This is a genomic window from Hydrogenimonas cancrithermarum (genome assembly GCF_030296055.1).
Lineage (GTDB): Bacteria > Campylobacterota > Campylobacteria > Campylobacterales > Hydrogenimonadaceae > Hydrogenimonas > Hydrogenimonas cancrithermarum.
Genome location: NZ_AP027370.1, coordinates 1,275,082 through 1,299,641, shown reverse-complemented (window position 1 = coordinate 1,299,641; position 24,560 = coordinate 1,275,082). Strand labels below are relative to the sequence as shown.

The 24,560-nt window shown below is 53.7% G+C and carries 28 protein-coding genes; 17 read left to right on the top strand and 11 right to left on the bottom strand.

Annotated elements, in window-relative coordinates; all coding sequences use genetic code 11:
• The first annotated feature begins 6 nt into the window (after nucleotides 1-6).
• The 8 genes from tig to QUD54_RS06630 are packed head-to-tail and all read left to right on the top strand — an operon-like array spanning nucleotide 7 to nucleotide 7,784.
• The gene (gene tig, locus QUD54_RS06665) at nucleotides 7-1,341 is read left to right on the top strand and encodes a trigger factor (protein WP_286335941.1); all 1,335 of its coding nucleotides are present in this window, start codon (nucleotides 7-9) and stop codon (nucleotides 1,339-1,341) included.
• On the top strand, nucleotides 1,338-1,925 hold the full coding sequence (gene clpP, locus QUD54_RS06660; RefSeq protein WP_286335940.1) for an ATP-dependent Clp endopeptidase proteolytic subunit ClpP: 588 nt from the start codon (nucleotides 1,338-1,340) through the stop codon (nucleotides 1,923-1,925). Before tig ends, clpP begins: the two co-directional genes overlap by 4 nt.
• A gap of 6 nt (nucleotides 1,926-1,931) precedes the next feature.
• Nucleotides 1,932-2,936, top strand: coding sequence for a diguanylate cyclase (locus QUD54_RS06655; protein ID WP_286335939.1), 1,005 nt, complete (start codon nucleotides 1,932-1,934; stop codon nucleotides 2,934-2,936).
• Between the two features lie 3 nt (nucleotides 2,937-2,939).
• Nucleotides 2,940-3,467: a peptide deformylase gene (def, locus tag QUD54_RS06650; protein ID WP_286335938.1), complete on the top strand. Its 528-nt coding sequence runs from the start codon at nucleotides 2,940-2,942 to the stop codon at nucleotides 3,465-3,467.
• Nucleotide 3,468: 1 nt separating this feature from the next.
• Nucleotides 3,469-4,977 carry a YifB family Mg chelatase-like AAA ATPase gene (locus QUD54_RS06645; protein ID WP_286335937.1) on the top strand — a complete coding sequence of 503 codons (1,509 nt, stop codon included), beginning with the start codon at nucleotides 3,469-3,471 and terminating at the stop codon, nucleotides 4,975-4,977.
• A gap of 4 nt (nucleotides 4,978-4,981) precedes the next feature.
• Nucleotides 4,982-5,623 carry an N-acetylmuramoyl-L-alanine amidase gene (locus tag QUD54_RS06640; RefSeq protein ID WP_286335936.1) on the top strand — a complete coding sequence of 214 codons (642 nt, stop codon included), beginning with the start codon at nucleotides 4,982-4,984 and terminating at the stop codon, nucleotides 5,621-5,623.
• Nucleotides 5,620-6,753, top strand: a complete 1,134-nt coding sequence (locus QUD54_RS06635) for a DUF819 family protein (protein ID WP_286335935.1) — start codon at nucleotides 5,620-5,622, stop codon at nucleotides 6,751-6,753. The genes QUD54_RS06640 and QUD54_RS06635 overlap by 4 nt, the downstream gene beginning before the upstream one ends.
• Complete coding sequence (locus tag QUD54_RS06630) at nucleotides 6,750-7,784, top strand: dipeptide epimerase (RefSeq protein ID WP_286335934.1); 1,035 nt, start codon at nucleotides 6,750-6,752, stop codon at nucleotides 7,782-7,784. Before QUD54_RS06635 ends, QUD54_RS06630 begins: the two co-directional genes overlap by 4 nt.
• On the opposite strand, the gene QUD54_RS06625 is transcribed toward QUD54_RS06630, so the two are convergent.
• Nucleotides 7,781-8,863 (bottom strand): YeiH family protein, encoded by a 1,083-nt coding sequence (locus QUD54_RS06625; RefSeq protein WP_286335933.1) that lies wholly within the window; start codon nucleotides 8,861-8,863, stop codon nucleotides 7,781-7,783. The two genes, QUD54_RS06630 and QUD54_RS06625, sit on opposite strands and share 4 nt — an antisense overlap.
• 172 nt (nucleotides 8,864-9,035) lie before the next feature.
• Here QUD54_RS06625 and QUD54_RS06620 point away from each other — a divergent pair, with 172 nt between their 5' ends.
• On the top strand, nucleotides 9,036-9,938 hold the full coding sequence (locus QUD54_RS06620) for a LysR family transcriptional regulator (RefSeq protein WP_286335932.1): 903 nt from the start codon (nucleotides 9,036-9,038) through the stop codon (nucleotides 9,936-9,938).
• A gap of 36 nt (nucleotides 9,939-9,974) precedes the next feature.
• Here the strand turns inward: QUD54_RS06620 and mobA are convergent, their stop codons facing one another.
• From mobA to QUD54_RS06605, 3 genes are all read right to left on the bottom strand, one after another.
• Nucleotides 9,975-10,556 carry a molybdenum cofactor guanylyltransferase MobA gene (mobA, locus tag QUD54_RS06615; RefSeq protein WP_286335931.1) on the bottom strand — a complete coding sequence of 194 codons (582 nt, stop codon included), beginning with the start codon at nucleotides 10,554-10,556 and terminating at the stop codon, nucleotides 9,975-9,977.
• Nucleotides 10,556-11,821 carry a 3-isopropylmalate dehydratase large subunit gene (gene leuC / locus QUD54_RS06610; protein WP_286335930.1) on the bottom strand — a complete coding sequence of 422 codons (1,266 nt, stop codon included), beginning with the start codon at nucleotides 11,819-11,821 and terminating at the stop codon, nucleotides 10,556-10,558. Before leuC ends, mobA begins: the two co-directional genes overlap by 1 nt.
• A 69-nt stretch (nucleotides 11,822-11,890) precedes the next feature.
• Nucleotides 11,891-13,471, bottom strand: a complete 1,581-nt coding sequence (locus QUD54_RS06605; protein WP_286335929.1) for a methyl-accepting chemotaxis protein — start codon at nucleotides 13,469-13,471, stop codon at nucleotides 11,891-11,893.
• Nucleotides 13,472-13,573: 102 nt separating this feature from the next.
• Between QUD54_RS06605 and QUD54_RS06600 the strand changes: the two genes are divergently transcribed.
• From QUD54_RS06600 to tpx, 7 genes are all read left to right on the top strand, one after another.
• A complete protein-coding gene (locus tag QUD54_RS06600; protein ID WP_286335928.1) occupies nucleotides 13,574-14,899 on the top strand; it encodes an NFACT RNA binding domain-containing protein in 1,326 nt (441 codons plus the stop codon).
• Between the two features lie 12 nt (nucleotides 14,900-14,911).
• A complete protein-coding gene (locus QUD54_RS06595; RefSeq protein ID WP_286335927.1) occupies nucleotides 14,912-15,238 on the top strand; it encodes a hypothetical protein in 327 nt (108 codons plus the stop codon).
• A gap of 73 nt (nucleotides 15,239-15,311) precedes the next feature.
• Nucleotides 15,312-16,079 (top strand): phosphatidate cytidylyltransferase, encoded by a 768-nt coding sequence (locus tag QUD54_RS06590; RefSeq protein WP_286335926.1) that lies wholly within the window; start codon nucleotides 15,312-15,314, stop codon nucleotides 16,077-16,079.
• Nucleotides 16,080-17,150: a 1-deoxy-D-xylulose-5-phosphate reductoisomerase gene (gene dxr, locus QUD54_RS06585; RefSeq protein ID WP_286335925.1), complete on the top strand. Its 1,071-nt coding sequence runs from the start codon at nucleotides 16,080-16,082 to the stop codon at nucleotides 17,148-17,150.
• Nucleotides 17,137-17,709: an RBBP9/YdeN family alpha/beta hydrolase gene (locus QUD54_RS06580; protein ID WP_286335924.1), complete on the top strand. Its 573-nt coding sequence runs from the start codon at nucleotides 17,137-17,139 to the stop codon at nucleotides 17,707-17,709. The genes dxr and QUD54_RS06580 overlap by 14 nt, the downstream gene beginning before the upstream one ends.
• Nucleotides 17,706-18,698, top strand: coding sequence for a tRNA (adenosine(37)-N6)-threonylcarbamoyltransferase complex transferase subunit TsaD (gene tsaD, locus QUD54_RS06575; protein ID WP_286335923.1), 993 nt, complete (start codon nucleotides 17,706-17,708; stop codon nucleotides 18,696-18,698). Before QUD54_RS06580 ends, tsaD begins: the two co-directional genes overlap by 4 nt.
• Before the next feature lie 140 nt (nucleotides 18,699-18,838).
• The gene (gene tpx / locus QUD54_RS06570; protein WP_286335922.1) at nucleotides 18,839-19,357 is read left to right on the top strand and encodes a thiol peroxidase; all 519 of its coding nucleotides are present in this window, start codon (nucleotides 18,839-18,841) and stop codon (nucleotides 19,355-19,357) included.
• A gap of 59 nt (nucleotides 19,358-19,416) precedes the next feature.
• On the opposite strand, the gene QUD54_RS06565 is transcribed toward tpx, so the two are convergent.
• The 7 genes from QUD54_RS06565 to QUD54_RS06535 all read right to left on the bottom strand — a co-directional run bounded on the left by QUD54_RS06565 (nucleotide 19,417) and on the right by QUD54_RS06535 (nucleotide 23,311).
• On the bottom strand, nucleotides 19,417-19,728 hold the full coding sequence (locus tag QUD54_RS06565) for a hypothetical protein (protein WP_286335921.1): 312 nt from the start codon (nucleotides 19,726-19,728) through the stop codon (nucleotides 19,417-19,419).
• Nucleotides 19,710-20,093 carry a SpoIIAA family protein gene (locus QUD54_RS06560; protein ID WP_286335920.1) on the bottom strand — a complete coding sequence of 128 codons (384 nt, stop codon included), beginning with the start codon at nucleotides 20,091-20,093 and terminating at the stop codon, nucleotides 19,710-19,712. Before QUD54_RS06560 ends, QUD54_RS06565 begins: the two co-directional genes overlap by 19 nt.
• 61 nt (nucleotides 20,094-20,154) lie before the next feature.
• Nucleotides 20,155-20,760, bottom strand: a complete 606-nt coding sequence (locus QUD54_RS06555) for a YeeE/YedE thiosulfate transporter family protein (protein WP_286335919.1) — start codon at nucleotides 20,758-20,760, stop codon at nucleotides 20,155-20,157.
• A 2-nt stretch (nucleotides 20,761-20,762) separates the two neighbouring features.
• The gene (locus QUD54_RS06550) at nucleotides 20,763-21,269 is read right to left on the bottom strand and encodes a YeeE/YedE thiosulfate transporter family protein (protein ID WP_286335918.1); all 507 of its coding nucleotides are present in this window, start codon (nucleotides 21,267-21,269) and stop codon (nucleotides 20,763-20,765) included.
• Between the two features lie 70 nt (nucleotides 21,270-21,339).
• Complete coding sequence (locus tag QUD54_RS06545; RefSeq protein ID WP_286335917.1) at nucleotides 21,340-22,128, bottom strand: UDP-N-acetylmuramate dehydrogenase; 789 nt, start codon at nucleotides 22,126-22,128, stop codon at nucleotides 21,340-21,342.
• Nucleotides 22,125-22,391: a flagellar biosynthesis protein FliQ gene (gene fliQ, locus QUD54_RS06540; RefSeq protein ID WP_286335916.1), complete on the bottom strand. Its 267-nt coding sequence runs from the start codon at nucleotides 22,389-22,391 to the stop codon at nucleotides 22,125-22,127. Before fliQ ends, QUD54_RS06545 begins: the two co-directional genes overlap by 4 nt.
• Before the next feature lie 107 nt (nucleotides 22,392-22,498).
• Nucleotides 22,499-23,311 carry a menaquinone biosynthesis family protein gene (locus QUD54_RS06535; protein WP_286338021.1) on the bottom strand — a complete coding sequence of 271 codons (813 nt, stop codon included), beginning with the start codon at nucleotides 23,309-23,311 and terminating at the stop codon, nucleotides 22,499-22,501.
• A 196-nt stretch (nucleotides 23,312-23,507) separates the two neighbouring features.
• Between QUD54_RS06535 and recA the strand changes: the two genes are divergently transcribed.
• Nucleotides 23,508-24,557: a recombinase RecA gene (gene recA, locus QUD54_RS06530; protein WP_286335915.1), complete on the top strand. Its 1,050-nt coding sequence runs from the start codon at nucleotides 23,508-23,510 to the stop codon at nucleotides 24,555-24,557.
• The last annotated feature ends 3 nt before the right edge of the window (nucleotides 24,558-24,560 follow it).

The window sequence follows — 24,560 nt, the reverse complement described above, 5'->3', positions numbered from 1 at the left end:
GAATTTATGGAAGTGACTGCCAAAAAAACCGACAGTGCCAATGTAAGTGTCGAAGCGAAAATCGCCAAAACCGACATCGATAAGAAAGTTGAGAAGATCGCCAAGCAGGCGGCGAAACAGATGAAGATCGACGGGTTCCGTCCGGGAAAAGCGCCGGTATCGGTCGTCAAAAAACGTCTCGGTGACCGCCTGGTTCAGGATGCTGAAGCCGAAGCGCTTCGCGAAGTGCTCAACACAGCTTCCAAAGAGCTGGAACTCGATGCCGAAAAGATCATCGGAGAGCCTGCTGTGACGAAATTCGACCGTGGCGAAGAGTTCATCGAAGTGGAACTGAAACTGAGCCTCCGCCCCGAGATCGAGATCGGCGATATCAGTGACATCATCCCGGAAGTCAAAACGCCGCGCGTGACTAAAAAAGAGGTCGAAGAGCGTATCAAAGAGCTTGCCGAAGCGCAGGCGCCTTTTGAATCTGTCGAAGAGGATCGTGGCCTTCAGGAGGGCGACCTGGCAGTCTTTGATTTCGAAGGGTTCTTGAACGGCGAACCGTTCGAAGGTGGCAAAGCCGAAGATTTCGAGCTTCGTATCGGTAGTGGACAGTTCATTCCGGGCTTCGAAGAGCAGATGATGGGGATGAAGAAGGGCGAAGAGAAGACGATCAAAGTCACCTTTCCCGAAGATTACCGCAACAAGGAGCTTGCCGGCAAAGAGGTCGAGTTCAAGATCAAGCTGAAGGAGATCAAAGCCAAGAAGCCGGTCGAAATCGACGACGAACTGGCGAAAAAACTGCTGGGCGATGAAAACGGAACGCTCGAAAAGCTCGAAAAAGAGGTGAAAGAGCAGATCCGAAGTGAAAAATTGAGCAAACTCTACAACGAGGAGCTGAAGCCGCAACTGGTCGAGGCGCTGGTCGAGCAGTTCGAGTTCGACCTGCCCGAGAGCGTCGTCGAGCAGGAGATCGAGATGGCGCTGCGCAACAAGGTCCAACAGATGAGCGAAGAGGAGCTGGGCGAGCTTCGTGAAAACGAGGAGAAGGTCAAAGCGCTTCGCGACGAACTTCGCGGCGATGCGGCCAAAAGTGTCAAAGCGACCTTTATCGTCGACGCTCTTGCCAAAAAAGAGGGGATCGAAGTGAACGATCAGGAGATGATGCAGACGATCTACTACGAAGCGATGAGCATGGGGCAGGATCCGCAGCAGACTTTCGAATACTATCAGAAACAGAACCTTTTGCCGGCGATCAAGATGGCGATGATCGAAGACAGACTGTTGACCAAACTGCTCAACGACAAAAACGACAAAAGTGAAAACAAAGAAGAGACTACCGAAAAAGAAGAAGCATGAGTTACGTTCCATTCGTCATTGAAAAGAGCGGACGCGGAGAGCGCTCGTACGACATCTATTCACGGCTTCTGAAAGACCGCATCATAATGTTGAGCGGTCCGATCGACGATGCTGTCGCATCTTCGATCGTGGCGCAGATGCTTTTTCTGGAAGCGGAAGATCCCGACAAAGATATCTACCTTTATATCAACTCTCCGGGCGGTGTGATCACAAGCGGATTCAGTGTCTACGATACGATGAACTACATCAAGCCTGACATCGTTACAATCTGCATCGGGCAGGCGGCGTCGATGGGCGCGTTTCTGCTTACGTGCGGCGCACCCGGCAAGCGCTATGCCTTGCCGAGTTCGCGTATTATGATCCATCAGCCGCTCGGCGGTGCACAGGGGCAGGCGACCGACATCGAGATTCAGGCGAGGGAGATTCTGCGCCTGAAGAAGTATCTCAACAAAATCATGTCCGAGCGTACCGGAAAGACAGTCCGTACCATCGAAAAAGATACGGAACGCGACTTCTTCATGAGTGCCGAAGAGGCCAAAGAGTACGGTCTGATCGACGAAGTACTGACGCGCAGTTTCAAGTAGGCGAAGATGGAGCGGGGCGGAAGATATCGCGTACGGAACCTTGGCGAGCCGACCAATGAACTCGAAACCTATGCGAAAGAGGTTCTCGAAGCGATGATCCGCGAAGGCGTTCCGCCCACGCCTTCCAACTTCGATGCCTATTTCGACAAACTCCTCGATGACAAGCCCGCTGCGTTTCGTAAACGTATTCTGAAGCTTCTCGAGCTTGAAGACGGCGGGGAAGACGACCATCAGGGCGTGCTTGAGCAGTATCTCAAAGATGCGTTTGTCAATGTCAAAAAGTTCCTTCAGCATATCAACCTTCTTTATAAAAATCTTCGCCATCTCGAAACCGTGATTGAAAAGCGCCAGTTCGAAGCCGAAGCGATTGCAGACAAAAGTGCAATGGCGACGCTTCTGGACGCGATGAAAAAAGATCTTAACACGATGACGAAGATCATAAAAAAAGAGGCGGGGGAGCTGAAAGAGACCTACGAAGCAACGAGCGAACTCGTTTCGGAGGTTCAAGAACATGCCATTCATGAAGAGAAGTATGGGGTCTATAAAAAGCACTATCTGCTCAAAAAGATCCATCAGGAAGAGAAGCTAATCCAGGAGTTCCGGCATGATAGTACGCTTATGATGGTACGTGCCAGCGACAAAGTTTTACGCGAAGTGGGTAGCCCGAAGGTTCAGCATCTCGTCCTTCGTACCGTAGCGAGGCTGTTGCTGAAAACTTCACGCAGAAGCGATCTCGTTGCCCATTACGAGGGTGGAATTTTCGCGATTCTCATGCGCCACACATCGTTACAGAATGCCAAACAGGCAGCCGACAGACTCAAAGACCTTGTCGGTAATACCAACTTTTTTGTAGGAGATCAGGAGATCATGCTCGATGTCGATATCGGAATCGCGCGGATCGACATAGACCGCTCGAGCGAGCAGACGATCGTCTGTGCACTCGACGGACTTGACATTGCGAAAAAAACCGAAGAATCGTGTGGCATCTGCCCGCAGGATGTGGAGATTTAACAAATGATACGACCGATAGTCGTCTACCCCGACAAACGGCTGAAGCAGCAGAGCAAACCGGTGATGGCGTTCGACGAGACGCTGCATACGTTGCTCGACGATATGAACGAAACGATGATGGCTAGCAACGGTATCGGCTTGGCCGCCATCCAGGTGGGCGTGCCGCTGCGCGCCCTTTTGATCAACCTTCCGGATGAGGAGGGAAACCAGTACCCCGAAAACCTGATCGAGGTGATCAATCCGGTGATTCTCGAGAAGAAGGGTTTCACTACCTATACGGAAGGGTGTCTGAGCGTGCCGGAGTACTACGACGATGTCGAGCGTGCCGAGTGGGTCAAGGTGGAGTTTTACGACCGCCATGGCGAACGCCGGGAGATCGAAACCGACGGGCTGCTTGCCATCGCCTTTCAGCACGAGATGGACCACCTCGACGGGCACCTCTTTATCGAAAAGCTCTCTTTCCTCAAGCGCAAGAAGTTCGAGAAAGAGTGGAAAAAGAAGCTGAAAGAGCTGAAAGAGAAAAAGAAGTAGCGTGAAGCAGCTGCTTTCCGCGACGCTTGACGGCATCGATGCCAAGCCCGTCGACGTTGAAGCGACCTTTACGAAAGGGCTGCCGGCATTCGGCATCGTCGGATTGGCCAGTTCTTCTATACAGGAGGCGAAAGAGAGGGTCAAGGCTGCACTTCTGACCAACGGTTTTTCGTTTCCTCCGCTCAAAATCACCGTGAACCTGAGTCCTTCCGACCTTCAGAAAACGGGCAGCCATATGGACTTGGCCATCGCCCTTGTCATCGCGCTTCAAAACGATCCGACAGAGCTGGACAACCTCTATGTTTTTGGCGAGCTCGGGCTCGACGGCAGGCTCAAAGATACCCGCTCCATTTTTCCCATCCTGCTTTCTCTTAAAAATCAAAACCTCGTCACCAAGGCCATGGTGCCTGTGGAATCGCTTGAAAAACTCTCGCTCATTCCAGGCATTACCTATATCGGTGTCGAGACGCTTTCGGAGGCGGTTGCCGTCTGCAAAAATGAACAGGCCCCCAAAGAGGTGAAAGCGACACCCATCGAGGGGGACTCGGTCGAAATCGGCCCCGAGAGGTTTCACTTTCTGCGAGAGTACCCGGAAGATTTTCACGACGTGAAAGGACAGGAGGTGGCCAAGCGGGCTGCACTGATCGCTGCGGCGGGGATGCACAATATGCTGATGGAGGGGAGCCCGGGCTGCGGAAAGAGTATGATCGCCAAACGCCTGTGTCATATTTTACCGCCGATGTCGCTCGATGAGATTCTGCAGGCGAACCAGTATGCGCTGCTGGGAGACGAAGAGCCCACATTCAAGCCGCTGCGCCCGTTCCGTTCCCCGCACCACTCGGCGAGCAAACCGAGTGTCTTCGGAGGAGGATCGAGCCAGGCGCGTATCGGGGAGGTTGCCCTCGCAAACGGTGGCATCCTCTTTTTCGACGAATTTCCCCACTTCTCCAAAACCGTTCTCGAAGCGCTTCGCGAACCGCTGCAGGATCACAGGGTGCTCATTTCGCGCGTCAACAGTAAAGTGGCGTATACGACCCGTTTCATGTTTGTCGCGGCACAGAATCCCTGTCCCTGCGGCAATCTGCTCAGCTCCGTGCAACCCTGCCGCTGCAGCGATATCGAGATCAAACGCTATAAACAGCGCCTCTCCGACCCGCTGCTCGATCGGATCGAAATCTACGTCCAGATGCAGGAGAGTGGCCCGGACGACCGGCCTTCGGTCGATTCCGCATCGATGCACCAAAAGGTGATCGACACCTTCTGTCGGCAGATGGAGCGGGGGCAGCGGCGTCTTAACGGCAAGCTGGAGGAGCGGGAGATCGAGAGCTTCTGCCGTCTCGAGGGTGAAGCGGAAGCGGTTTTGCACAAAGCGGTCCACAGTTTCGGCCTGAGCCACCGCGGCGTGGCCAACGTAAAGAAGGTGGCGCGCACCATCGCCGATCTGGAGAGAAGCGATTCCATTGAAAAGGCGCATCTTCTGGAGGCGCTGAGTTTCAGAAGAAGAGGGTAGCGTATTGAGGTTCCCGCTGCTTTGGCTTCTTTGTCTTGTCTCGCTGTTTGCGCTCGATATCGTCGACAAACCCATCGCATTCGGTCCGGAACGCGTCGCGCTCACCAAAGCCTATATGAAAACCCATTACGGCATTCAAATGGGAGAGATCGGGATCATCCCTAAAATCATCGTCATCCATTATACGGCGACGGAGGATTTGGAGGGAGCCTATCGCTGTTTCGTCGACGAAAGATTGTCCGGGGGCCGAGGCGACATCGCCGGAGCTTCGTCACTCAACGTTTCGGCCCATTTCCTTGTCGATCGCAACGGGGCCGTCTACAAGTTGATGGATGAGACGACGATGGCGCGCCATGTCATTGGTCTCAACCACTGCAGTATCGGCATCGAAAATGTCGGAGGCGTTCACGGTCCCGGCGATCTGACGCCGGCGCAGCTGAAGGCGAATATCGAGCTGGTGCGTTATCTGATGAAAAAATACCCGACCATCGAGTATCTGATCGGGCACCATGAGTATCGCCGTTTCGAAGGGCACCCGCTCTGGCGTGAGAAAGATGCGGGGTACCGTACACGCAAGAGCGATCCGGGAAACGATTTCATGCGAGCCCTTCGCCGCCATTTTCCATCACTCAAACCGGCCCCATGATCGCCTCGCCGCTCTTCTATCTCGTCTCTATCGCCTCGATCGCCGCCGTTTTCGGCATTGCCGAACGCTTCGATCGTACCCGGCGTTACTTTACCTACCTGCCTGCCATCGTTTTGATCTACATGGCGGCGATGGTTGCGGCGCAGACGGGACTTTGGGAACGCAACGAAGCGATCGGCGCCGTCTACAAAACCGCCAAAAACAACCTTTTGCCGGCAATGCTCTTTCTGATGCTTCTGCACGTCGACCTGCGCCGTTTTCTGAAACTCGGCCGGCCGCTGCTCATTGCCTACGTCGCTGCGACACTCTCCATTGGCATCGCGTTTTTCCTCGTCTTTTGGAGTTTTGGATTTGGCCGGGATGAGGCGGGTCTTTTCGGTGCACTATGCGGCAGCTGGATGGGCGGTACAGCCAACATGCTCGCCGTCGGAAGTGCTCTGAATGTCAACGAAACGATGATGGGCTATACCCTCGTCGTCGATGCCGTAGACTATACCTTTTGGGTGATGCTGCTGCTTTCTCTCGTGCGTATCGCCCCGCTTTTTGCACGCTGGAGTGGCGCGGTGGAGAGTTCGGTTGTGCTCTCCGATCTCGGATGCGCCTGTACGATCGGCCCCAAACGCTACTGGCTGCTGCTGGGCACCGCCTTCGCCGTCGCCATCGTTTCGCAGTTCGTCGGCATGCATCTCGGAGGTTTGGGCACGACGACATGGACGGTACTCGTCGCCACCTTCGCCGGACTCGTTGGTGCCTATACACCGCTTTCACGTATCAACGGCTCGAACGAGCTGGCCTCCACGATGCTCCTTCTTCTGGTCGCCCTGATCGGTTCGCGTGCCGATTTTGCCGACTTTGGTGCAGTGCCGCGCTACATCGCTGCCGGCGCTGCCATTCTCGCGCTGCATGCACTTATGATGGCCATCGTGGCCAAAAAGTTCAAGCTCGATCTCTTCAGTATTGCCGTCGCTTCGCTCGCCAACATCGGTGGTGTCGCTTCGGCTCCCATTCTCGCCGGCGCCTATAATCGTGCACTCATCGGTATCGCCGTGCTGATGGCGATAATGGGGTATCTCATCGGTACCTTCGGCGGTCTGTTGGTCGGCTATACGCTGCGGTGGATCGCATCGTGACGATTACGGATATCGTCTTTTCAACCGTTGAAATACCGCTCAAGACGCCTTTCGTCACGGCGTTGCGGCGTGTTGAAAATGTCGAAGCGGTCCGTGTGACGCTAAGCACGGACGGCGGTCTGCAGGGTATCGGCGAGGCGCCGCCCACCGAAGTGATTACGGGGGAAAATCTTCAATCGATCCGATCGACCATCGAGGCGAAGATCGCGCCGAATATGCTGCACAAACCTTTCGAAACGATGGAAGAGGTGCAAAAGATCCTTCATACAAGCTGCAAAGGCGCAACCAGTGCCAAAGCAGCCGTCGACATCGCACTTTACGATCTCTTTTGCAAGCAGACGTGCCAGCCGCTCTACCGATTCCTCGGTGGTGAAAACCGTTCCGTCGAAACCGACGTCACGATCAGCCTGAACGATCCCGGTACGATGGCTGCCGATGCAAGGATAGCTCTCGCCGAGGGCTTCGACATTCTCAAAGTCAAAGTGGGCGGCAGGGACGGTCGGGACATCGCACGACTTGAAGGTGTCAGGAGGGCCGTACCCGATGCCCTGCTTCTCGTCGATGCCAACCAGGCATGGAGCGAAACCGAAGCGCTGAAGATGATCGGTGCTGTCTCGGATCTTGGCATCGAGCTGATCGAACAACCTCTGCCGGCCGAAAATCTCGAGGGGATGCAGGCCGTCACCGCGCAAAGCCCCATCCCCATTCTCGCCGACGAGTCGGTCTTCACCCTCGAAGATGCCAAACGGGTTATCGGAACGAAAGCGGCCGAGATGATCAACATCAAACTGATGAAGTGCGGCGGCATTTACAAGGCACGGGAAATAGTGGAGTGGTGTGAAGCGAGGGGTGTGAAGTGCATGATGGGCTCGATGCTCGAAAGCCCCGCCTCGATCAAGGCGGCGCTTCAATTGGCGATGGCGTATCCTGAAACGATACGCTATGCGGATCTGGACAGTCCGCTGCTTTATGAAAGCATCCCGCAGGGGAGCGGGATGGCGTTCAAGGGAAACGAAATCTTTTTATCCTAAAAGACCGCCACGACCCACTTCGTGATGAAGTAGCCGCCGATGACGAGCCAGGCGAACATGGCGCTGGCGGCGTAGAGAGGTGCGAGGCCAAGCCCTTTGAATTTGGCGAAGCGGGTACCCATTCCGAGTGCCGTCATCGCCATCGTGAGGAGGAAGGTATCGATGGCGTTGATGTTGGCGATGGTGCTTTGGATCGTCTGTGCCATACTTTCGGATGCGCCGCTTTCGACATATCCCTGGATCAGTGAGTTGACGCCTGCCATTCCGATGAAGTAGACGGCGAACCAGGGTATGACCAGTTTGACACCGCCAGCTTCAGTACCCGTTTTCTTCGCAGTATAGGAGAGGTAGATGCCCAATAGTATCAGCATCGGGGCGATCATGATGACACGGGTCATCTTGACGATGACGGCGGCTTTGGCCATTTCGGTATCGGGGCCGTCGATGGAACCGACGGCGACGACCTGCGCCACCTCATGAATGGTGCCACCGGCGTAAATACCAAACTCCTGCGGTGTCATATGAAAGATACCTGCTTTCAGGAGTGCCGGGTAGAGGAACATCGCGATCGTACCGAAAAGTACGACCATAGAGACGGCGACGGCGGCTTTGTGCTCTTCGGCTTTCAGTACGGGTTCGGTCGCGAGAACGGCGGCAGCACCGCAGACAGAGGCACCCGATGCGGTCAGCATCGCCGTGTCGCGGTCGAGTTTGAAGATTTTGTGGCCGAGCCATGTTCCCATGATGAAGGTGGTCGAGAGCATGATGAGCGAAACCATGAACCCTTCGATACCCACTTCGGCGATCTGCTGGAAGGTGATCCTGAACCCATAGAAAACGATTGCGAAGCGAAGAATCTTCTTGGCTGAAAAGACGATACCCGTCTCCCATGCCGCGGGGAAATGGTTGTGGAGTGTGTTGGCGTAGAAGATACCGATGACGATACCGACGACAAGCGGGGAGATGCCGAGTTTCTGTACCGGCCCGAGACCTGCGATGTAGGTTGCGGAGGCTGCGACGAGTGCGACGAAAATGATGCCGCTGATGGTACCTTTTCTTTTTTCGGGTGAAAATGCCATGTCGATCCTTTCAGTCTGTTGGAGGTGTTATTTATCAGGATTACTGTTGGAATTATTGGACTGAGATAAGTATCACTCATTATTATAGTATAAAAATACTTATAAACAAAATAAACAAAATATGATACAATAATAAAAAAATTTGACATTAGTGAGAGAACGGATAAGAAAAATGAAAGCAACACTGCGCCAAATGGAGATTTTTCTCGAGGTGGCTCATACCGGCCATCTGACCAAAGTAGCCGAAAAGATGGGGCTCAGTCAGTCGGCGGTGTCGATGTCGATCAAGGAGCTCGAAAATATCATCGGGTACAAACTTTTCGACCGCATCAACAAGAAACTCGCGCTCAATGAAAAGGGAAGGGCCTTCGCGGAGGCGATCGCGCCGCTTGTCAGCAAGCTCAACGATATCGAGGAGGAGTTCAAAAACGACGAAAATAACGGTGAGCTGCTGATCGGGGTGAGTACGACAATCGCCGATTACCTGATCCCTCCGATCATCTGCGACTATATGAAGAGCTATCCGCGGGTGAAAGTGAATCTGAAAATCGGCAATACCAGAAATATCGTGGAGATGATCGAAAACGGTGCCATCGACTTGGGATTCGTCGAAGGGAATGTCGATTCGACCTCGATCAAACAGGAGGTTGTGGGGCTCGACGAACTGATCGTCGTGACGGGAGACAGAGAGCTCGCCTCGAATGAGGAGGGGTATTATATCGACAAACTTCTGGACAAACGGTGGATCCTTCGGGAGGAGGGATCCGGAACGCGGGAAGTCTTTTTGACCCATCTTGGCGACATGGCGACACAGCTCAACCTCTTTTTGGAGCTCGGGCACCCGGAATCGATCAAAAATATGCTGATCCAGAGTGGCAAATGTCTCACCTGTCTGCCGCGTATCAGTGTGATGAAAGAGCTCGAACGCGAAGATCTCTTCGAGGTGAAGATCAAAAAACTGAGGTTCGAACGGCAGTTTCTTCTGATTTACCATAAAGACAAATACAAAACTTCTCTACTCAACAAGTTTATCTACTTTACGCGAATGCAGCTGGGCAAGATATTGGAGCGCTGACAGCGCTCCCTCGCTCCATATATATTTCCATCACGGTTATCGGGATTTTTTCAGGGCCGTTCTGTATTCTTCCGGGTAGTTTAGGTTGAAGAACGGTTCGTCCGTTTGGAAATTGACGAAGAGTGTATTCGAGAGTTTCAGCAGATAGCCTAGCCGATGCTGGTTGTTCGCGACCATCTCTTCGAGTCTGGGTAACATCTTTCTCGTGTAGATGCCACACATCGGGTGGATGCCATTGGGGCTCTTGGCGATGATGGCATCGGCCTCCTCTTTTTCATACGCTTCGACAAGCTTTTTTATAACGGATTCGTCTACGAAGGGGGTGTCGACGCCAAGGGCGAAGAAAGCATCCTCTTCGAGTGTTTTGAATACGGCGATGAGCCCGGAGGTCGGGGCATGGGTCTGGCGCATTTTGCTATCGAATACAAGTGTTGCTTTGAAGGGAAATTTATCGGTTTTCGTGCTGATGCAGGTATGCTTGAAAAGAGGTGAAACGCGTCGGTATTGATACTCGGCGAGTGTAGCGTAACCGCCGAAGGGGAGCAGTGCCTTGTCCTCCCCCATGCGCGAACTCCTGCCGCCGGCGAAGATGACGCAGGGGAGAGGGATCCGGGGCATTAGATATCGCGTGGGTCGACGATTTTTCCCGCAATCGCGCTGGCGGCTGCGACGGCGGAGTTGGCGAGGTAGATCTCACTGCTTCGCGCGCCCATGCGGCCGACGAAGTTGCGGTTGGTCGTGGAGATGCAGCGCTCATTGTCGCCGAGGATTCCCATGTAGCCCCCCAGGCATGCGCCGCAGGTGGGGTTGGAAACGACGGCGCCTGCATCGATCAGTGTGTCGATGTAGCCCGCTTTCTCGGCTGCTTTGAGAATCTTTTGGGTTGCGGGCGTGACGATCATGCGGGTATGGCGTGCGACACGCTTGCCTCTGACGATTTCCGCCGCGATTTTGATGTCACCGAGGCGCCCGTTGGTGCAGCTTCCGATAAAGACCTGGTCGATCTTCAGATCGTCCGCGACGGCCTGGCTGATCGGCTTGCCGTTGCTCGGCAGGTGCGGGTAGGCGATGACGGGTTCGAGCTTGCTGACATCGATCTCGATCGTCTGGCAGTATTTGGCATCGGGGTCGGAGTAGTGGAACTTCGGCTCGCGCGCCAGTGGTTTGTCGGCAAGAAACGCTTTTGTAACCTCGTCCACAGCGATGATACCGCTCTTCGCACCCGCTTCGATCGCCATGTTGCAGAGGCTGAAGCGGTCGTCCATGCTGAGGTATTCGATGGTGTCGCCGGTAAACTCGAGCGCCTTGTAGAGCGCGCCGTCGACACCGATCATGCGGATCAGCTCCAGGATCAGGTCTTTGCCATAGATGTGCTCGCCCGGTTTTCCGGTGAAAACGACCTTGATCGTCTCGGGCACTTTGAACCAGTTGCCGCCCGTGATCATCGCGAAGGCCAGGTCGGTCGATCCCATCCCGGTCGAGAAAGCGCCGAGTGCGCCGTGGGTGCAGGTGTGGCTGTCGGCACCGATGATGACGTCACCTGGTACGACAAGCCCCTTTTCAGGCAGCAGCGCATGCTCGATCCCCATATCCTTCTCGTCGAAAAAGTGTTTGAGGTCATGCTTGTAGGCGAATTCGCGGCTGATCTTCGCCTGGTTGGCGCTGGCGATATCCTTGGCCGGAATGAAGTGGTCCATGACGATCGAGAAGCCGTCGGGATTGGCCAGTTTCGTCGCGCCGCTCTCTTCGAACGCACGGATCGAGATCGGCGTCGTGATGTCGTTGCCGATCACCATGTCGATGTCGCAGCGAACGATCTCGCCCGCTTTGACGTCGCGTCCGATATGCTCGCTGAAAATCTTTTCGGTAATGGTCTGTCCCATGAAAATCCTTCTGGAAGGCGCAACGCGCCATTAGAGTAAACTGGCGCGATTATAGCAAAAAGGGGCTGATTAACTTTTAAAGGTATCCAACAGGGTTTGCAGCTCTTTTGCCTGGGCCTCCAGCTCTTGCCCGATACGGCGCATCTGTTCCGCCTCTTCGCTATTGGCGGACGAGAGCGAATCGATCCGATCGATGCTCTGCAGAATCTTCTCTATCTTTTCTACGATCGTCCGGGTACTTTCGAAGTTGGTGTCGCTCATTTTAGCTGTTTCGTCGAGTTTTCCGTAGAAAGCTTCGATGGTCGTTTTGGCATTGCCGCTTTGCTGGAGCAGCGCTTCGATATTCGCGGCATTCCTGCCCATCAGTGTTCCCGCATCTGCGATCGATTGCGTGACGACCGTGATCGTGGCGTTGATTTCACTCAGACTCTTTTGGGTCCGTTCGGCCAGTTTTCGGACTTCGTCGGCTACGACGGCAAAGCCGCGTCCGTGTTCCCCCGCCCGAGCCGCTTCGATCGCGGCGTTGAGTGCCAGAAGATTGGTCTGGTCGGCGATTTCGTATATCATCTGCAACACTTCGGTGATCGACCCCGCCTGGTCCTTGAGGTGGGCAAACTGAACCGTCAGATCCGATTCGATGTGGGCCGTTTCGCTGATACGGTTGTTGATGCGGTCGATCGATTCGGTTACCAGATGCATCTCGCCCGCGATGGTGTCGATCCGCTCTTTGGTCTCTCTGCTGAGATGCAACGATGCATCCACGGTTCGGCGGATCTCGTCGGCCAGATGCTGTGTCTGTGCCGTCGCTTCGGAGGTCTCCTGGGCACTTTTCGTCACCGCATCGATCTTCTTGCCGAGCATGGCGATCTTTTCGATCGTCGCCAGGCCGCTGCGTTTTGCCTGTCTGACAAGCTGCTGGATCTTCTCGATGAACTGGTTGACGTAGCGGCCGGCCAGTCCGATCTCGTCGTCGCTTTTGATCGGAAGGCGTTTGGTCAGGTCGCCTTCACCTTCGGCCAGGTCTTTGGCGACGTCGTCGAGCTCCCGGATAGGGCCAAGAATACTCATTCCCGTGATGTAGTTGAGCAGTGTCAGCAGTGCGACCATCCCGATCCCGAGAATACTGAACCACAGCATGAAGCTTTTTTGAATATTTTCGAAATAGTCCGCTTTGTTGACACCCGGGACGATCCAGAGTCTCCACGGAGCGATATATCGATAGGCGACGATCTTCTCCTGGCCCGTGGCGGCGGAGGTGTACTCGAGGAAACCGCCTCTTCTGTCTTGGCGGATTTTGTCGACATAGTCGTGGCCGGCGAAGTTTTTCCCCTCTTTTTTCGGATGTACGACGAACGTCCCCTTTTCGTCCATCAGATAGACATAGCCGCTCTTTCCGATTTTAATGTCGTAGATATGTTTTTTGAAGGCAGGGTCGAGGTACCCTTTCGGATCTCTTTCGGCGATGTAGAGCGTCTCCTGCTGCAGGGCGTCCGCAACGGAACCGATGTCGGTTTTCATGATCGTATCGACATCTTTGACGGCGAGAGAGTATGCTACAATGATACTGATAAAGATGGCGATGACCGACAGAACAAGATTCGCGATGAATTTGGCGCGGATCGTTTTAAAAAGTGCGAGAGTCGTTTTCATATGTTTTGTTCTTCCTGTAAAGGGGGATTCTATACGTCACTATAATCGGTGAATATAAGAAATTATAAATAGGCCAGAGAGAAAAAATCAAGCGAAGAGCGTATGAAATTTTATGAATTGAAAGCCATAGCGACATATTTGAACGGTTTTGGGCAGATACGATCTGCCGAACGCATCGACGACAATGTCATCCGGCTGGTTTTCAAGAGAGAAGATGCTGTCGGATTCGACCTTTCGCGTGGCCGCAGCGAAATTTTTGCGGCGAGAGTGAATGCGGCTGTTCGAAGTTACCATGCGCCGTTCGACACGATGCTCAAAAAGCGTTTCAACGGTGCGAAGATCATTCGGGTCGATATGCCGCAGGATGATAAGATCATTCGTATCGAAGCCTCTTTGCAAGGAGCCTACAAGGCGCAAAAAAGCTTTTTGCAACTCGAGTTCACCGGCCGTCATACGAATGCGATCATTCTGGATGAAAACGGGGTGGTTCTCGAAGCGCTGCGTCATGTCGACAGCGATGCAAGCTACCGGATCGTCAAGCCAGGGGTGGAGCTCAAGCCGCTGGTGCCCTACCGTGGCAAGCGTGCAGAAGGTGAGATCGTGGAGGTTGAAGCATGGCTCGAAGAGCGTGCAAGAGTGCGAAGCGAACGGCGTCTCGTTCAGCTCAAAGCGCGCCATGCCCAGACCCTCGAAAAAAAGATCGAACGTCTCGAGAAGGCGTTGCAGCACCTTCCCGACAAAGCGGAACTGGAGAACAGGGCGCAGATGTATGCGATGTACGCTTCGATCGTGCTGGCGCACCTTCATGAGATCAAGCCATACGATACAGAGCTGCGGACCGAAGATTTCGAAGGAAACCCTGTGGCGATCGAGCTTCCGGCGCTTCCGAATCCAAAGCGGATAGGGGAGCACTTTTACGCCCTTTCGAAACGGGCGGCCAACAAGGCGGCACATCTGCATATCGAAGAGGAGAATCTCAAAAGCCGTATCGCCTTCTACCGGAGGCTTTTGGAGAACCTGCAGCGGGCGCGGAACGAAGGGGAGATTTCGCTGCTCTTTCCACCGAAACAGCAACGGAAAAAACGGCAGGCCAAAGCACAGTGCGAAATCTTCTGGATCGATTCGTTTCGCGTTATGGTCGGGCGCAACGAGCGTGAGAACGAGTGGGTCCTGAAAAACGCCAAAGCCGGCGACATCTGGCTCCATCTCAAAGACCGTCCCTCTTCGCACTGCATTGTCCAAAGCGGCGGACGAAAGCAGGTGCCCAAAGAGGTGATCGAGAAGGCGGCCAAAATCTGTGTCGAGACAAGCGTCACTCAACCAGGCAGCTATCTGGTCGATGTTACCAATAGGCGCAATGTGAAAATCGTCAAAGGTGCGCATGTCAATTATGTCAACTACGATACGATAAAGGTCCAAAAAGAGTAAGAAGGATACCCGATGGCCATCTCTCCGCTTACCAACATCATCTTCGTCAACCAGAACATGCATGTCGCGGCATCGGTGCAGAATATGCAGTTCAACCGGTACGACATGCAGAATGTCGCGGCGCAGGCGATGGTCAACGAAAAAGAGAAAACGATCGAGGAGACCCGCCAGGCCGAAGAACTGCATAACATCGACCCAGAGCGTGAACATACGCGTCAGGAAGCCGAAGCGCAGGAACGCGAACGGGAAAAAGCCGCGAAGAAAAAACCCAAAACCCATAAAGACAAAGGTTTCACGATCGACGAGGATGGAAACCCGCATCTCGATATTCACGTTTGACTGCCATAGGGTGCGTAACGTCGGTTTAACCTTTTATCCGATATACTAAAAGCATATTGAAAAAGGGTGCTTTATGGGTCTTTTCTCCATCGTTTCCGAAAACAAAACACGCTTTCTGACAGGGGCCGTGCTTGTCGCGGTCGTCGTTTCGATCGGTTTGATCGACAACTTTTTCCTGATATGGCTCTTTTTGGGCATCGTCTATCTCTTCTCCTTTTACGAGGCGATGCGTCTCTTCGGTGTAGAGAGTGACAATCAGATGTACGCCTATGCCGTGGCGATATGGCTTCTGGCGCTCATCTACCCCAATCCCGACGACCTCTTTTTTCTTATCGCCGTCATTTTCGCTTCGCTGCTGGCCTATACCAGGGAGTTCGACAAGAAACTCTTTTTGCCCTTTCTCTATCCGACGGCGTCGTTTCTCTTTCTGCTGGCTCTCTACCACGATTTCGGCGTCGGATCGCTCTTTTGGCTTCTCGTGGTCGTGGCGCTAACCGATATCGGCGCCTACTTTACCGGTAAGCTGGCCGGCCGTCGCCCTTTCTGTCCCACGTCCCCCAACAAGACGATCGAAGGGGTGGTCGGCGGTGTGCTGATCGCCACTTTCGCGGGCTTTTTCGCAGGCAGTGTGCTTGTCGACTGGCCACAGGCGCTGCTTATTTCGCTTGGCGTTTCGGTGGCGTCGATTTTCGGCGACCTTTTCGAAAGCTACCTCAAGCGGGAGGCCGGTGTCAAAGACAGCGGCGACCTTTTGCCGGGCCATGGCGGTGCGCTCGATCGTGTCGACGGCTATCTTTTTGGCGGTATTGTGATGGTGTTGCTGCTGAGGGGGCTCATCTAAGTGGTACTGTTGGGTTCGACCGGTTCCATCGGGGTCAATACACTGGCGGTGGCGGAGCGGTTCAACATCCGTGTCGAAGTTTTGGTCGCCGGCAACAACATCGCACTGCTCAAAGAGCAGATTGTGAAATTTCAGCCCTGTTTCGTCTCGGTTGCGACCAAAGAGTTGGCCGAACAGATCGACCATCCCAGAGTTTTCTGGGGTGAAGAGGGGATCGTAAAGGCGATCCGCAACAGCAGTTCGTCCATCGTCGTCAATGCACTGGTCGGTTTCCTGGGCCTTCGTCCGACGATCGTCGCGATCGAAGAGGGCAAGACGGTGGCACTGGCCAACAAAGAGTCGTTGGTGGCGGCGGGAGCTTTTATCGATCCCAAACATCTGCGCCCCATCGACAGCGAGCACTTCGGTCTTTGGTACCTGCTGAATGGCCGAATACCCAAAAAGATGACGATTACCGCCAGTGGCGGCGCCTTCCGTGATTGGCCGATCGAAAAAATCGAGCATGCGACACTCGAAAACGCCCTGAAACATCCTAACTGGAGTATGGGGGCGAAGATTACGATCGACAGCGCCACGATGACCAACAAACTCTTCGAGCTCCTCGAGGCACGCTGGTTGTATGGCTGCGAAAACGTCGATGCGATCATCGAGCCCAAATCGGTCATTCATGCCCTCGTCGAATTTGCCGACGGTGCGACGACGGCGCAGATGGCCCATCCGGACATGAAATTGCCGATCGCCTACGCCCTGATGCAGGAGGTGAACGTTCCGGTGCTCGAACCGGTCGATCTGCTCAGGGTCGGTTCGCTGGAGTTTCGCGAAATCATCCCCGACCGCTACCCGATCTGGGCCATCAAAGAGGATTTGCTGAAACACCCCAAACGGGGTGTCGTCGTCAATGCCGCCAATGAAGCGGCGATCACGAAATTTGTGGAGGGGAGGATCGCTTTCGGCGATTTGCCTAGGCTTACGATTGCTGCGTATGAACACTTCAGCGGTGTCGACCCGCAGAGTATCGATGAGGTTTTCGAAATCGACCGTGAAGTGAGGAGATGGTGTGAAACGCGATAAGAGACTGCTTCTGCATGGTTGGGGCGGCAGCGACTATCCGCACTGGCAGGCGTGGCTGGCCGGTGAACTGGCCAAAGCGTACGGCACTGTCAGTTTTCCGCTTATTCAGCATCCCCATTTTCCACACCTGAACCGCTGGAAAAAAGAGGTTAAGGCGTATTTGGCGGATTTCAGGCCGCATACCGTCATCTGCCACTCGCTCGCCAACACCCTCTGGTTTCACCTCTGCAACGAAGGCGAGATCGAACCGGTCGAAAAGCTGATTCTCGTCGCACCGCCCAGGCTCGACTGCGAAATCGAGACGATCAAGAGTTTCTTTCCGGTCGAAGCCCCGAAAAACCTTTTCGCCAAAAGCGCCACGCTCGTCGTCTCGACGAACGATCCCTATATGCCTCTCGAAGAGGCGTGGAGGTTACAGGAGGCGTTGGGCATTCCCATGAAGGTGATCGAAAACGCCGGCCATATCAATGCCGAAAGCGGCTACGGGGAGTGGCCATGGATTCTGGAGTATCTACAAACGGGCATGATATGCTCCGAGGAAGAAGGTGTAAATAGATGATTTTAAGCATCGAAAGCAGCTGCGACGACAGTTCGATCGCCGTGACCGATATCGTTACGAAAGAGATTCTCTTTCACCGGAAAATTTCCCAAGAGGCGGAACACGCCAAATATGGTGGTGTCGTACCGGAGCTTGCGAGTCGATTGCATGCGGTCGATCTGCCGAAACTTCTGGAGGAGGCGAAACCCTATCTCGACGACCTCAAAGCGGTGGCCGTCACCAACGCCCCGGGCCTGTCGGTGACACTGCTCGAAGGGGTGGCGATGGCACAGGCACTCAGCATTGCCAAGGGACTGCCGATCATCCCGATCAACCATCTCAAGGCGCATATCTACTCGCTTTTCATCGAAAAAGAGGCGATCTTCCCGATGCTGGTGCTGCTCATTTCGGGTGGCCATACGATGGTGCTCGATGTCGAAAGCTTCGATGAGATCACGGTGGTCGCGACGACGATGGACGATAGCTTCGGAGAGAGTTTCGATAAAGTGGCGAAGATGATGGGATTGGGATACCCCGGCGGTCCGGTCATCGAAAAGCTGGCACAAAAGGGTGACCCCGACCGATTCCCAATGCCGATTCCCTTGCAGCACTCGCCAAAAATCGCCTTCAGCTACTCCGGTATCAAAAACGCCGTCAGGCTTGTCGTCGAAGCGAACCAGCCTCTCGACGAACAGACCAAAGCCGACATCGCCGCCAGTTTCCAGAAAGCGGCGATTGCCCATCTGATGCAGAAAACGAAGAAGATATTTGCAACGCTGAAGCCGAAAGATTTCGCCATCGTCGGTGGGGCGAGTGCCAACATGGCCGTTCGTGAAGCGTTCGCCAACCTCTGTGCGAGGTTTGACTGCAACCTGCATCTTGCCGACTTGCAGTACTGCTCCGACAATGCCGCGATGGTAGGGCGCTGCGCGATCGATGCCTACTATATGGAGCGTTTTTCCGACGCGCTGACGATCGAGGTTTCGCCAAGAACGGATAATATTTCTTAATTCTCTAAAAGTTTACAGAATTCTTAAAACTAAGTTTTTTTAATTAAGAGTATTTTTATCCTATTCATGTACAATACCATCAACCGCATGCAAATGCGAATCAAACATGTTAATCAAAACATTATAAAAAGGAAAATCCTATGGCAACTACTAAGCTCAAAGGTAACGAAGTCAAACTGGCTGGTAACGAAGTAAACGTTGGAGACAAAGCTCCGGAAGTAACCGTTGTAAACGCGGAAGGTCTTGCAGACAAAAAAGTCGGCGGTGCACAGGACAAAGTTCAACTTCTCGTTGTCGTTCCTTCGCTCGATACGCCGGTATGTGCGGCTGAAACACGCAAATTCAACGAGAAAGCTGCTGAAATCGAAGGTGTCGATACGACTGTTATCTCTATGGACCTTCCGTTCGCTGCAGGACGTTTCTGCTCTGCTGAAGGTATCGAAAACCTGACGGTCGCTTCTGACTTCCGTAACAAAGATTTCGCGAACGCTTACGGCGTACTTATCGCTGAAGGCCCGCTTGCAGGCGTAACTGCACGTGCGATCTTCGTTGTCGACAAAGACGGTACGATCGTCTATAAGCAACTGGTTCCTGAAATTACAGAAGAGCCGGAATACGAAGAAGCACTCGAAGCTGCAAAAGCCGCTGCGAGCAAGTAAGCTTCAACAGCTGCTACATTCGGGGGAATGGGAAGGAGAGCTTTTTGGCTCTCCTTTTTTTATGCCGATTTTTCAGGCTTTTTCTTTCGGTTTTCCAGATCGTGAAGCTCTTTTTCGGACTGTTCCAGAATCTTTTTGATCTCCTCCACGGTAATCTTTCCGCTTTCGATCAATCCTTTCTTGACCCCCTCCAGAATCTGAAGAAGCAGATTCTTCGACGAAATATTCTCTCGTTTCGCGATTTCTCGTATCTCTTCGAAATCCTCTTTCAGAAACTGCATCACTTCGATATCGATCTCGACACTCTCTTTCACGATCTGTGCGATCTGCTTCGCGATCTTTTCGCTGAGATTCAACTCTGCATCAGCCAAGTGCGCGCCTCCTCGGCAGAGTGGAAAAATTTCGCTTTCCCTGCGATGAGCCAGTCGGCCATTTTGGCGAAGAGCGCTTCCCATGTTTTATCGCCGACAACCGCCATTTTGTTGATATCTTTCCGGAGTTCGAGTCCGAATCTGAAGTCGTCCCATGCCGCTTCGAGCGTCCATCCTTCGAAATGGGTCATATCGATGAGGATATTGAGACGCTTTGGCGGAAGGTTCCGGACGGCACTTTCGATAAAGGGCACAAAGGTCTCGTAATCTTCATGTGTCAGTTTTCCGATAAGTTTGAACTCGACATAGGCGCTATCGTCGACCTGCATCAGTTCGATGTGAATTCCGTGGGTTTTGATCTGCATGGTGACCTCCTTGTAAGGAGGTCATTATAGCAAAGTGTGGTATCGAGTTGGTTTGAAAGGGTTAAATTTCCGCTTTCTCTTCGTGATCTTCCGGATCGAGATACTCGATGTTGGGAATCAGAAAAGCGACAGCGATGAGGGCAATGCCATAAAGAAGCACGACCGTCGATTCATGCCCGTGGAAAAGTTCGGGGAGGGTCAGTTCGCCGTAGTCCGGGCCCATGATCTGTTTGAGCCATGGGTACGCCATCGTGAAAAAGAGGCCGCCGAATATTCCGCCGATCGCTCCCACGAGAACGTCGATGCGCCCTTCCGCCACCGAGATGGGGCCGGTTCCGGGGCACTTTCCGAAAATCGCCATCGCGATACCGAAAAGAACGGCGCCGATAACGATACCCCCGAGCATGATCGGTTTGACATGGTAGTGGGCGTATCCCGCTTCTATCATGAAATAGAGACCGATACTCGCCAAGCCGATGGCGAAAAAGAGAAGTTTCGGCACCGTCATATCCTCGAGCATCGCAAATCCGGCGATCTTTTCGAACTTGTCGACACGCGACCACTGGATGATCGCGCCGAAGACGAAGCCGATGAAAAGGACCAGCCAGACATTGCCGTGCCCCTCCTGTGCGACGATTTCGAACATATGGACAAATCGATCGATCATGGTCACGCTCCCTTTCTTTTATAGAAGAGCCGGCCGGTGATGATCACCGTCGCCATCGTGATACCGCCGAAGATCAGACCGCTTACGGCGATCTGGCTGGCACCGGAGAGAAAGTGACCGCTGGTGCATCCACCCGCCAGGCGCGCACCGACGATCATGATGAAGCCGGCGGTGAAACTCCAGAAAAGACGGGACGCGACCGAATGGTTTTTACGCTCTTTCCACAGCGCCGGGAGGACGCTGAACCGGAAGGTTTTGGTGACGAAAATCGACATGAAGAGACCACCGAGAAAGGCACCGATGAGCATGACACCTTCCCATGCCCCCGCTTTTTCCACTTCCGCAACATACTCATACTGCTCGGGATCAAGTCCGAAGATGATGCTTGCAAAGTAGGGAACGTAGGTCGAAGCACCGATTGGTCGGTCGGCGCCCCAGATCGAAAAGGTAAAGAGAATCAGCAGCGCCATCAAAATGCCGCCTGTAAACCAGGATATTTTCCGTGGCATAAGTCATCCTTCTGATAAAAATTTTGAGGAATTATATAACAAATCAGAAGAATTTATGAAATAAAAATGTTTAATGAGAGTTATTAATTATTTTGAGTTCGAGTTCGAGGGTAATGCCGAAAATGGAGGCGACACGGCTTTGGGCGAGTGTTATCAACTCCATCGCTTCGTCGAAGGTGCCGCCGCCGAGATTGACGAGAAAGTTGGCGTGCATACCGCTCCAGGCCATATTTCCGATGCGGTACCCTTTGAGGCCGGCCGCTTCGATGAGCCGTCCGGCATAATCGCCCGGCGGATTTTTGAAAGCGCTTCCGGCACTCGGCTCTTTCGGCTGATTGTTCCTCAGCCGAAGCAGCTCCTCGGCCAGTGCGGTATCGAACCCTTTTTTGAAGAGGAACGACGCTTCGTAGGCGACACCCGGCAGCTTCGCGAAGCGGTAACCGTGCGCTATCGCCGTTTTTGGGAACGTTCCCTCGTTTGTCGAGATCTCCACGAGAGTGTCGAAGGTTTCATGCGATTTGACCCCGGCGTTCATCGCCAGCATTCCGCCCAGTGTGCCTGGAAGTTTCGCGACATACTCGAAGCCCCCGATATCGTGCTTTTTGCAAAACGAGAGAATTTTCCCCGTCGGCGTGGCGGCACCTATGATCAATCGTTCACCTTCGATTCGAAGGTAGTCGAAATCTTTTCCGAGCATCATCAGCGGGGGTGGGGTCGGGCCCACCAGGAGGTTGTTGGCATGACCGACAAGGGTGTGGTCTTCGGGTGGGTTGTCCCCTTTTTCAAGGACGGCGACATCGACGGTTGGACCGATCTTGATGCTTGAGAATTTCGAGAAGTCGATCTGCCGTTTTCTCAAAAGGCGAAATCCTTGATCATATCGAAGAGGCGGGTCGTGAAGTCGATCATCGTATTCATCATCCACGGCATCGTGATGATCATGACGAGTGCGACGATGATGATTTTCGGAATGAAACTGAGCGTCATCTCGTTGATCTGGGTCGTCGCCTGGAAAATGCTGATGGCCAGTCCGGCGATGAGACCTGCGAGCAACATCGGCAGTGAGAGAATAAGGGCGACCTTGAGCGTTTCGACCCCGAGAGCGATGAATTGGGCTTCCACGTTACGCTCCTTCCACGAAGGAGCGAATGGAAAATGGAAAATGGAAAATGGAGAATTCAGGAAAAGTCGCTCCGCTCCTTTTTACCATTTTCAATTCCCCATTTCCATCATGAGTTTCTCGCTTCCAAATATTCATGCGGAATCATGAAATCTTCGGCGTGGATCGGGCATTCGTAGAATCCGTGGTCGTAGCCGATCCGAAAGAGGCGGTCGAGGGCTTCGAGCTGGGTTTCGTCCATCGTCACCGATTTGTCGTTGGCGTAGAGGTCGAGGTATCTGTCGAGCGTGGGGGCGTCGATGCGTACGAGATCGCGTTCCAGAAGCATTTTCGCCAGAAGGCCGCGGTGGGTGTTGGCGACGTCGACCGCTTTGATCAGTGCCTTTTCGACGGCGATGGCACGCGTCAGCGGAATGGAGCGGCGCAGAGCCATGCCCCCGAGCGGCAGCGGCAGCGTTTTGCCTGCGAGTTCCTGCCAGATATCCCAGATTTCGCGTTCCACTTCGAGGCTTTCGTCGAAATCGAGGATACTTTCGTGGATCAGTACGCCGGCGTCCACTTCACCCTCGAGTACCGCCTTTTCGATCTCCAGAAAGTTTTTGTAGACGATACGCGCTTCGGGGTAGGCGATGCGAAAGAGCATCGCATTGGTCGTGTGGCGGCCGCTGAGTGCCACTTTGAAGTTTCGGCGCAGTCGTTTCCCTTTGGGTTTGATGAGCTTTGGGCCGTACCCCTCGCCGAAACTCACGGCGGTGCGAAGGAGCGCGAAGTCGTCACGGATTTTCGGGTAGAGCGCGAAGCTGATCGCCGTGACGTCGTAGGTGCCCGCGATCGCCGCTTCGTTGAGTGTTTCGATGTCGAGTGCGATATTTTCGAACGGTGCCGGTGTCGAAACCCATCCGAACTTGACAGCGTAGTACATGAAGATATCGTCCGCATCGGGCGAGTGTGCGATGGTGATGGGATTTTGGGTTCTCGATTTTGGACTCTGGATCGAATCTTCTTGCGGCTGACTGTTTACCACTTCTTGCTTCTCACTTCCCACTGATTCAGTTTTTGCTTGATTTTATCGAAATAGTGTTAAAATATCTCTAATTTCAAATTTACGTGAGGTATTTATGGACATCGATCCGAATAAACAGAAAGCGTTGGACGTCGCGATCAAACAGATCGACAAGGCGTTCGGCAAAGGGGCGCTCGTTCGCCTCGGCGACAAGGAGATCGAACCGATCGAAGCGATCAGCACCGGTTCTCTGGGGCTCGATATGGCACTCGGTATCGGCGGCGTGCCGCGCGGGCGTATCATCGAAATCTACGGGCCGGAGAGTTCCGGTAAGACGACACTGGCGCTGCAGATTATCTCCGAGGCGCAGAAAAACAACAGTATATGTGCCTTCATAGACGCGGAACATGCGCTTGACGTGCGCTACGCGAAGAACTTGGGAGTCGATGTCGAAAACCTGTTGGTGAGCCAGCCCGACTTCGGGGAGCAGGCGCTCGATATCGTCGAGACGATCGCACGAAGCGGTGCGGTCGACGTCATCGTCGTCGACTCGGTCGCGGCGCTGACACCCAAGGCCGAGATCGAGGGTGACATGGGCGATACCCACGTCGGCTTGCAGGCACGTCTGATGAGCCAGGCGCTTCGAAAACTGACAGGCGTGCTCCACAAAATGGAGACGACGGTCATCTTCATCAACCAGATCCGTATGAAGATCGGTACGATGGGGTATGGAAGCCCGGAGACGACGACCGGCGGTAACGCCCTGAAGTTCTACGCTTCCGTTCGTGTCGACGTGCGCCGTATCGCGACGCTGAAACAGGGTGAAAACCAGATCGGAAACCGCGTCAAGGCCAAAGTGGTCAAAAACAAGGTGGCGCCTCCGTTCAGGATCGCCGAGTTCGACATCATGTTCGGCGAGGGGATCAGCAAAGAGGGCGAGATCATCGATTACGGTGTGAAACTCGACATTATCGATAAAAGCGGTTCGTGGTTCAGTTACAAAGAGACGAAGCTGGGCCAGGGACGCGAAAACGCCAAACAGACACTCAAAGAGAACCGGGAGCTTGCGGAACAGATCGAAGAGGAGATCAAGCAGGCGCTCGGTATCGGGAGCAAGATGCTCGAAATGAGCGAAGAAGAGATTAAATCAGCTGGAGAGGAGTAATTA

Coding starts and splice junctions, on each gene's coding strand:
- QUD54_RS06635 (WP_286335935.1), top strand. CDS start 5,620: ATGATCGCCTCGCCGCTCTTCTATCTCGTCTCTATCGCCTCGATCGCC.
- leuC (WP_286335930.1), bottom strand. CDS start 11,821: ATGGGACAGACCATTACCGAAAAGATTTTCAGCGAGCATATCGGACGC.
- QUD54_RS06560 (WP_286335920.1), bottom strand. CDS start 20,093: ATGCAGATCAAAACCCACGGAATTCACATCGAACTGATGCAGGTCGAC.
- tig (WP_286335941.1), top strand. CDS start 7: ATGGAAGTGACTGCCAAAAAAACCGACAGTGCCAATGTAAGTGTCGAA.
- QUD54_RS06555 (WP_286335919.1), bottom strand. CDS start 20,760: ATGATCGATCGATTTGTCCATATGTTCGAAATCGTCGCACAGGAGGGG.
- QUD54_RS06535 (WP_286338021.1), bottom strand. CDS start 23,311: ATGTACTACGCTGTCAAGTTCGGATGGGTTTCGACACCGGCACCGTTC.
- QUD54_RS06625 (WP_286335933.1), bottom strand. CDS start 8,863: ATGGCATTTTCACCCGAAAAAAGAAAAGGTACCATCAGCGGCATCATT.
- QUD54_RS06550 (WP_286335918.1), bottom strand. CDS start 21,269: ATGCCACGGAAAATATCCTGGTTTACAGGCGGCATTTTGATGGCGCTG.
- tpx (WP_286335922.1), top strand. CDS start 18,839: ATGGCAACTACTAAGCTCAAAGGTAACGAAGTCAAACTGGCTGGTAAC.
- tsaD (WP_286335923.1), top strand. CDS start 17,706: ATGATTTTAAGCATCGAAAGCAGCTGCGACGACAGTTCGATCGCCGTG.
- def (WP_286335938.1), top strand. CDS start 2,940: ATGATACGACCGATAGTCGTCTACCCCGACAAACGGCTGAAGCAGCAG.
- QUD54_RS06600 (WP_286335928.1), top strand. CDS start 13,574: ATGAAATTTTATGAATTGAAAGCCATAGCGACATATTTGAACGGTTTT.
- QUD54_RS06590 (WP_286335926.1), top strand. CDS start 15,312: ATGGGTCTTTTCTCCATCGTTTCCGAAAACAAAACACGCTTTCTGACA.
- QUD54_RS06655 (WP_286335939.1), top strand. CDS start 1,932: ATGGAGCGGGGCGGAAGATATCGCGTACGGAACCTTGGCGAGCCGACC.
- QUD54_RS06595 (WP_286335927.1), top strand. CDS start 14,912: ATGGCCATCTCTCCGCTTACCAACATCATCTTCGTCAACCAGAACATG.
- QUD54_RS06620 (WP_286335932.1), top strand. CDS start 9,036: ATGAAAGCAACACTGCGCCAAATGGAGATTTTTCTCGAGGTGGCTCAT.
- recA (WP_286335915.1), top strand. CDS start 23,508: ATGGACATCGATCCGAATAAACAGAAAGCGTTGGACGTCGCGATCAAA.
- clpP (WP_286335940.1), top strand. CDS start 1,338: ATGAGTTACGTTCCATTCGTCATTGAAAAGAGCGGACGCGGAGAGCGC.
- mobA (WP_286335931.1), bottom strand. CDS start 10,556: ATGCCCCGGATCCCTCTCCCCTGCGTCATCTTCGCCGGCGGCAGGAGT.
- QUD54_RS06605 (WP_286335929.1), bottom strand. CDS start 13,471: ATGAAAACGACTCTCGCACTTTTTAAAACGATCCGCGCCAAATTCATC.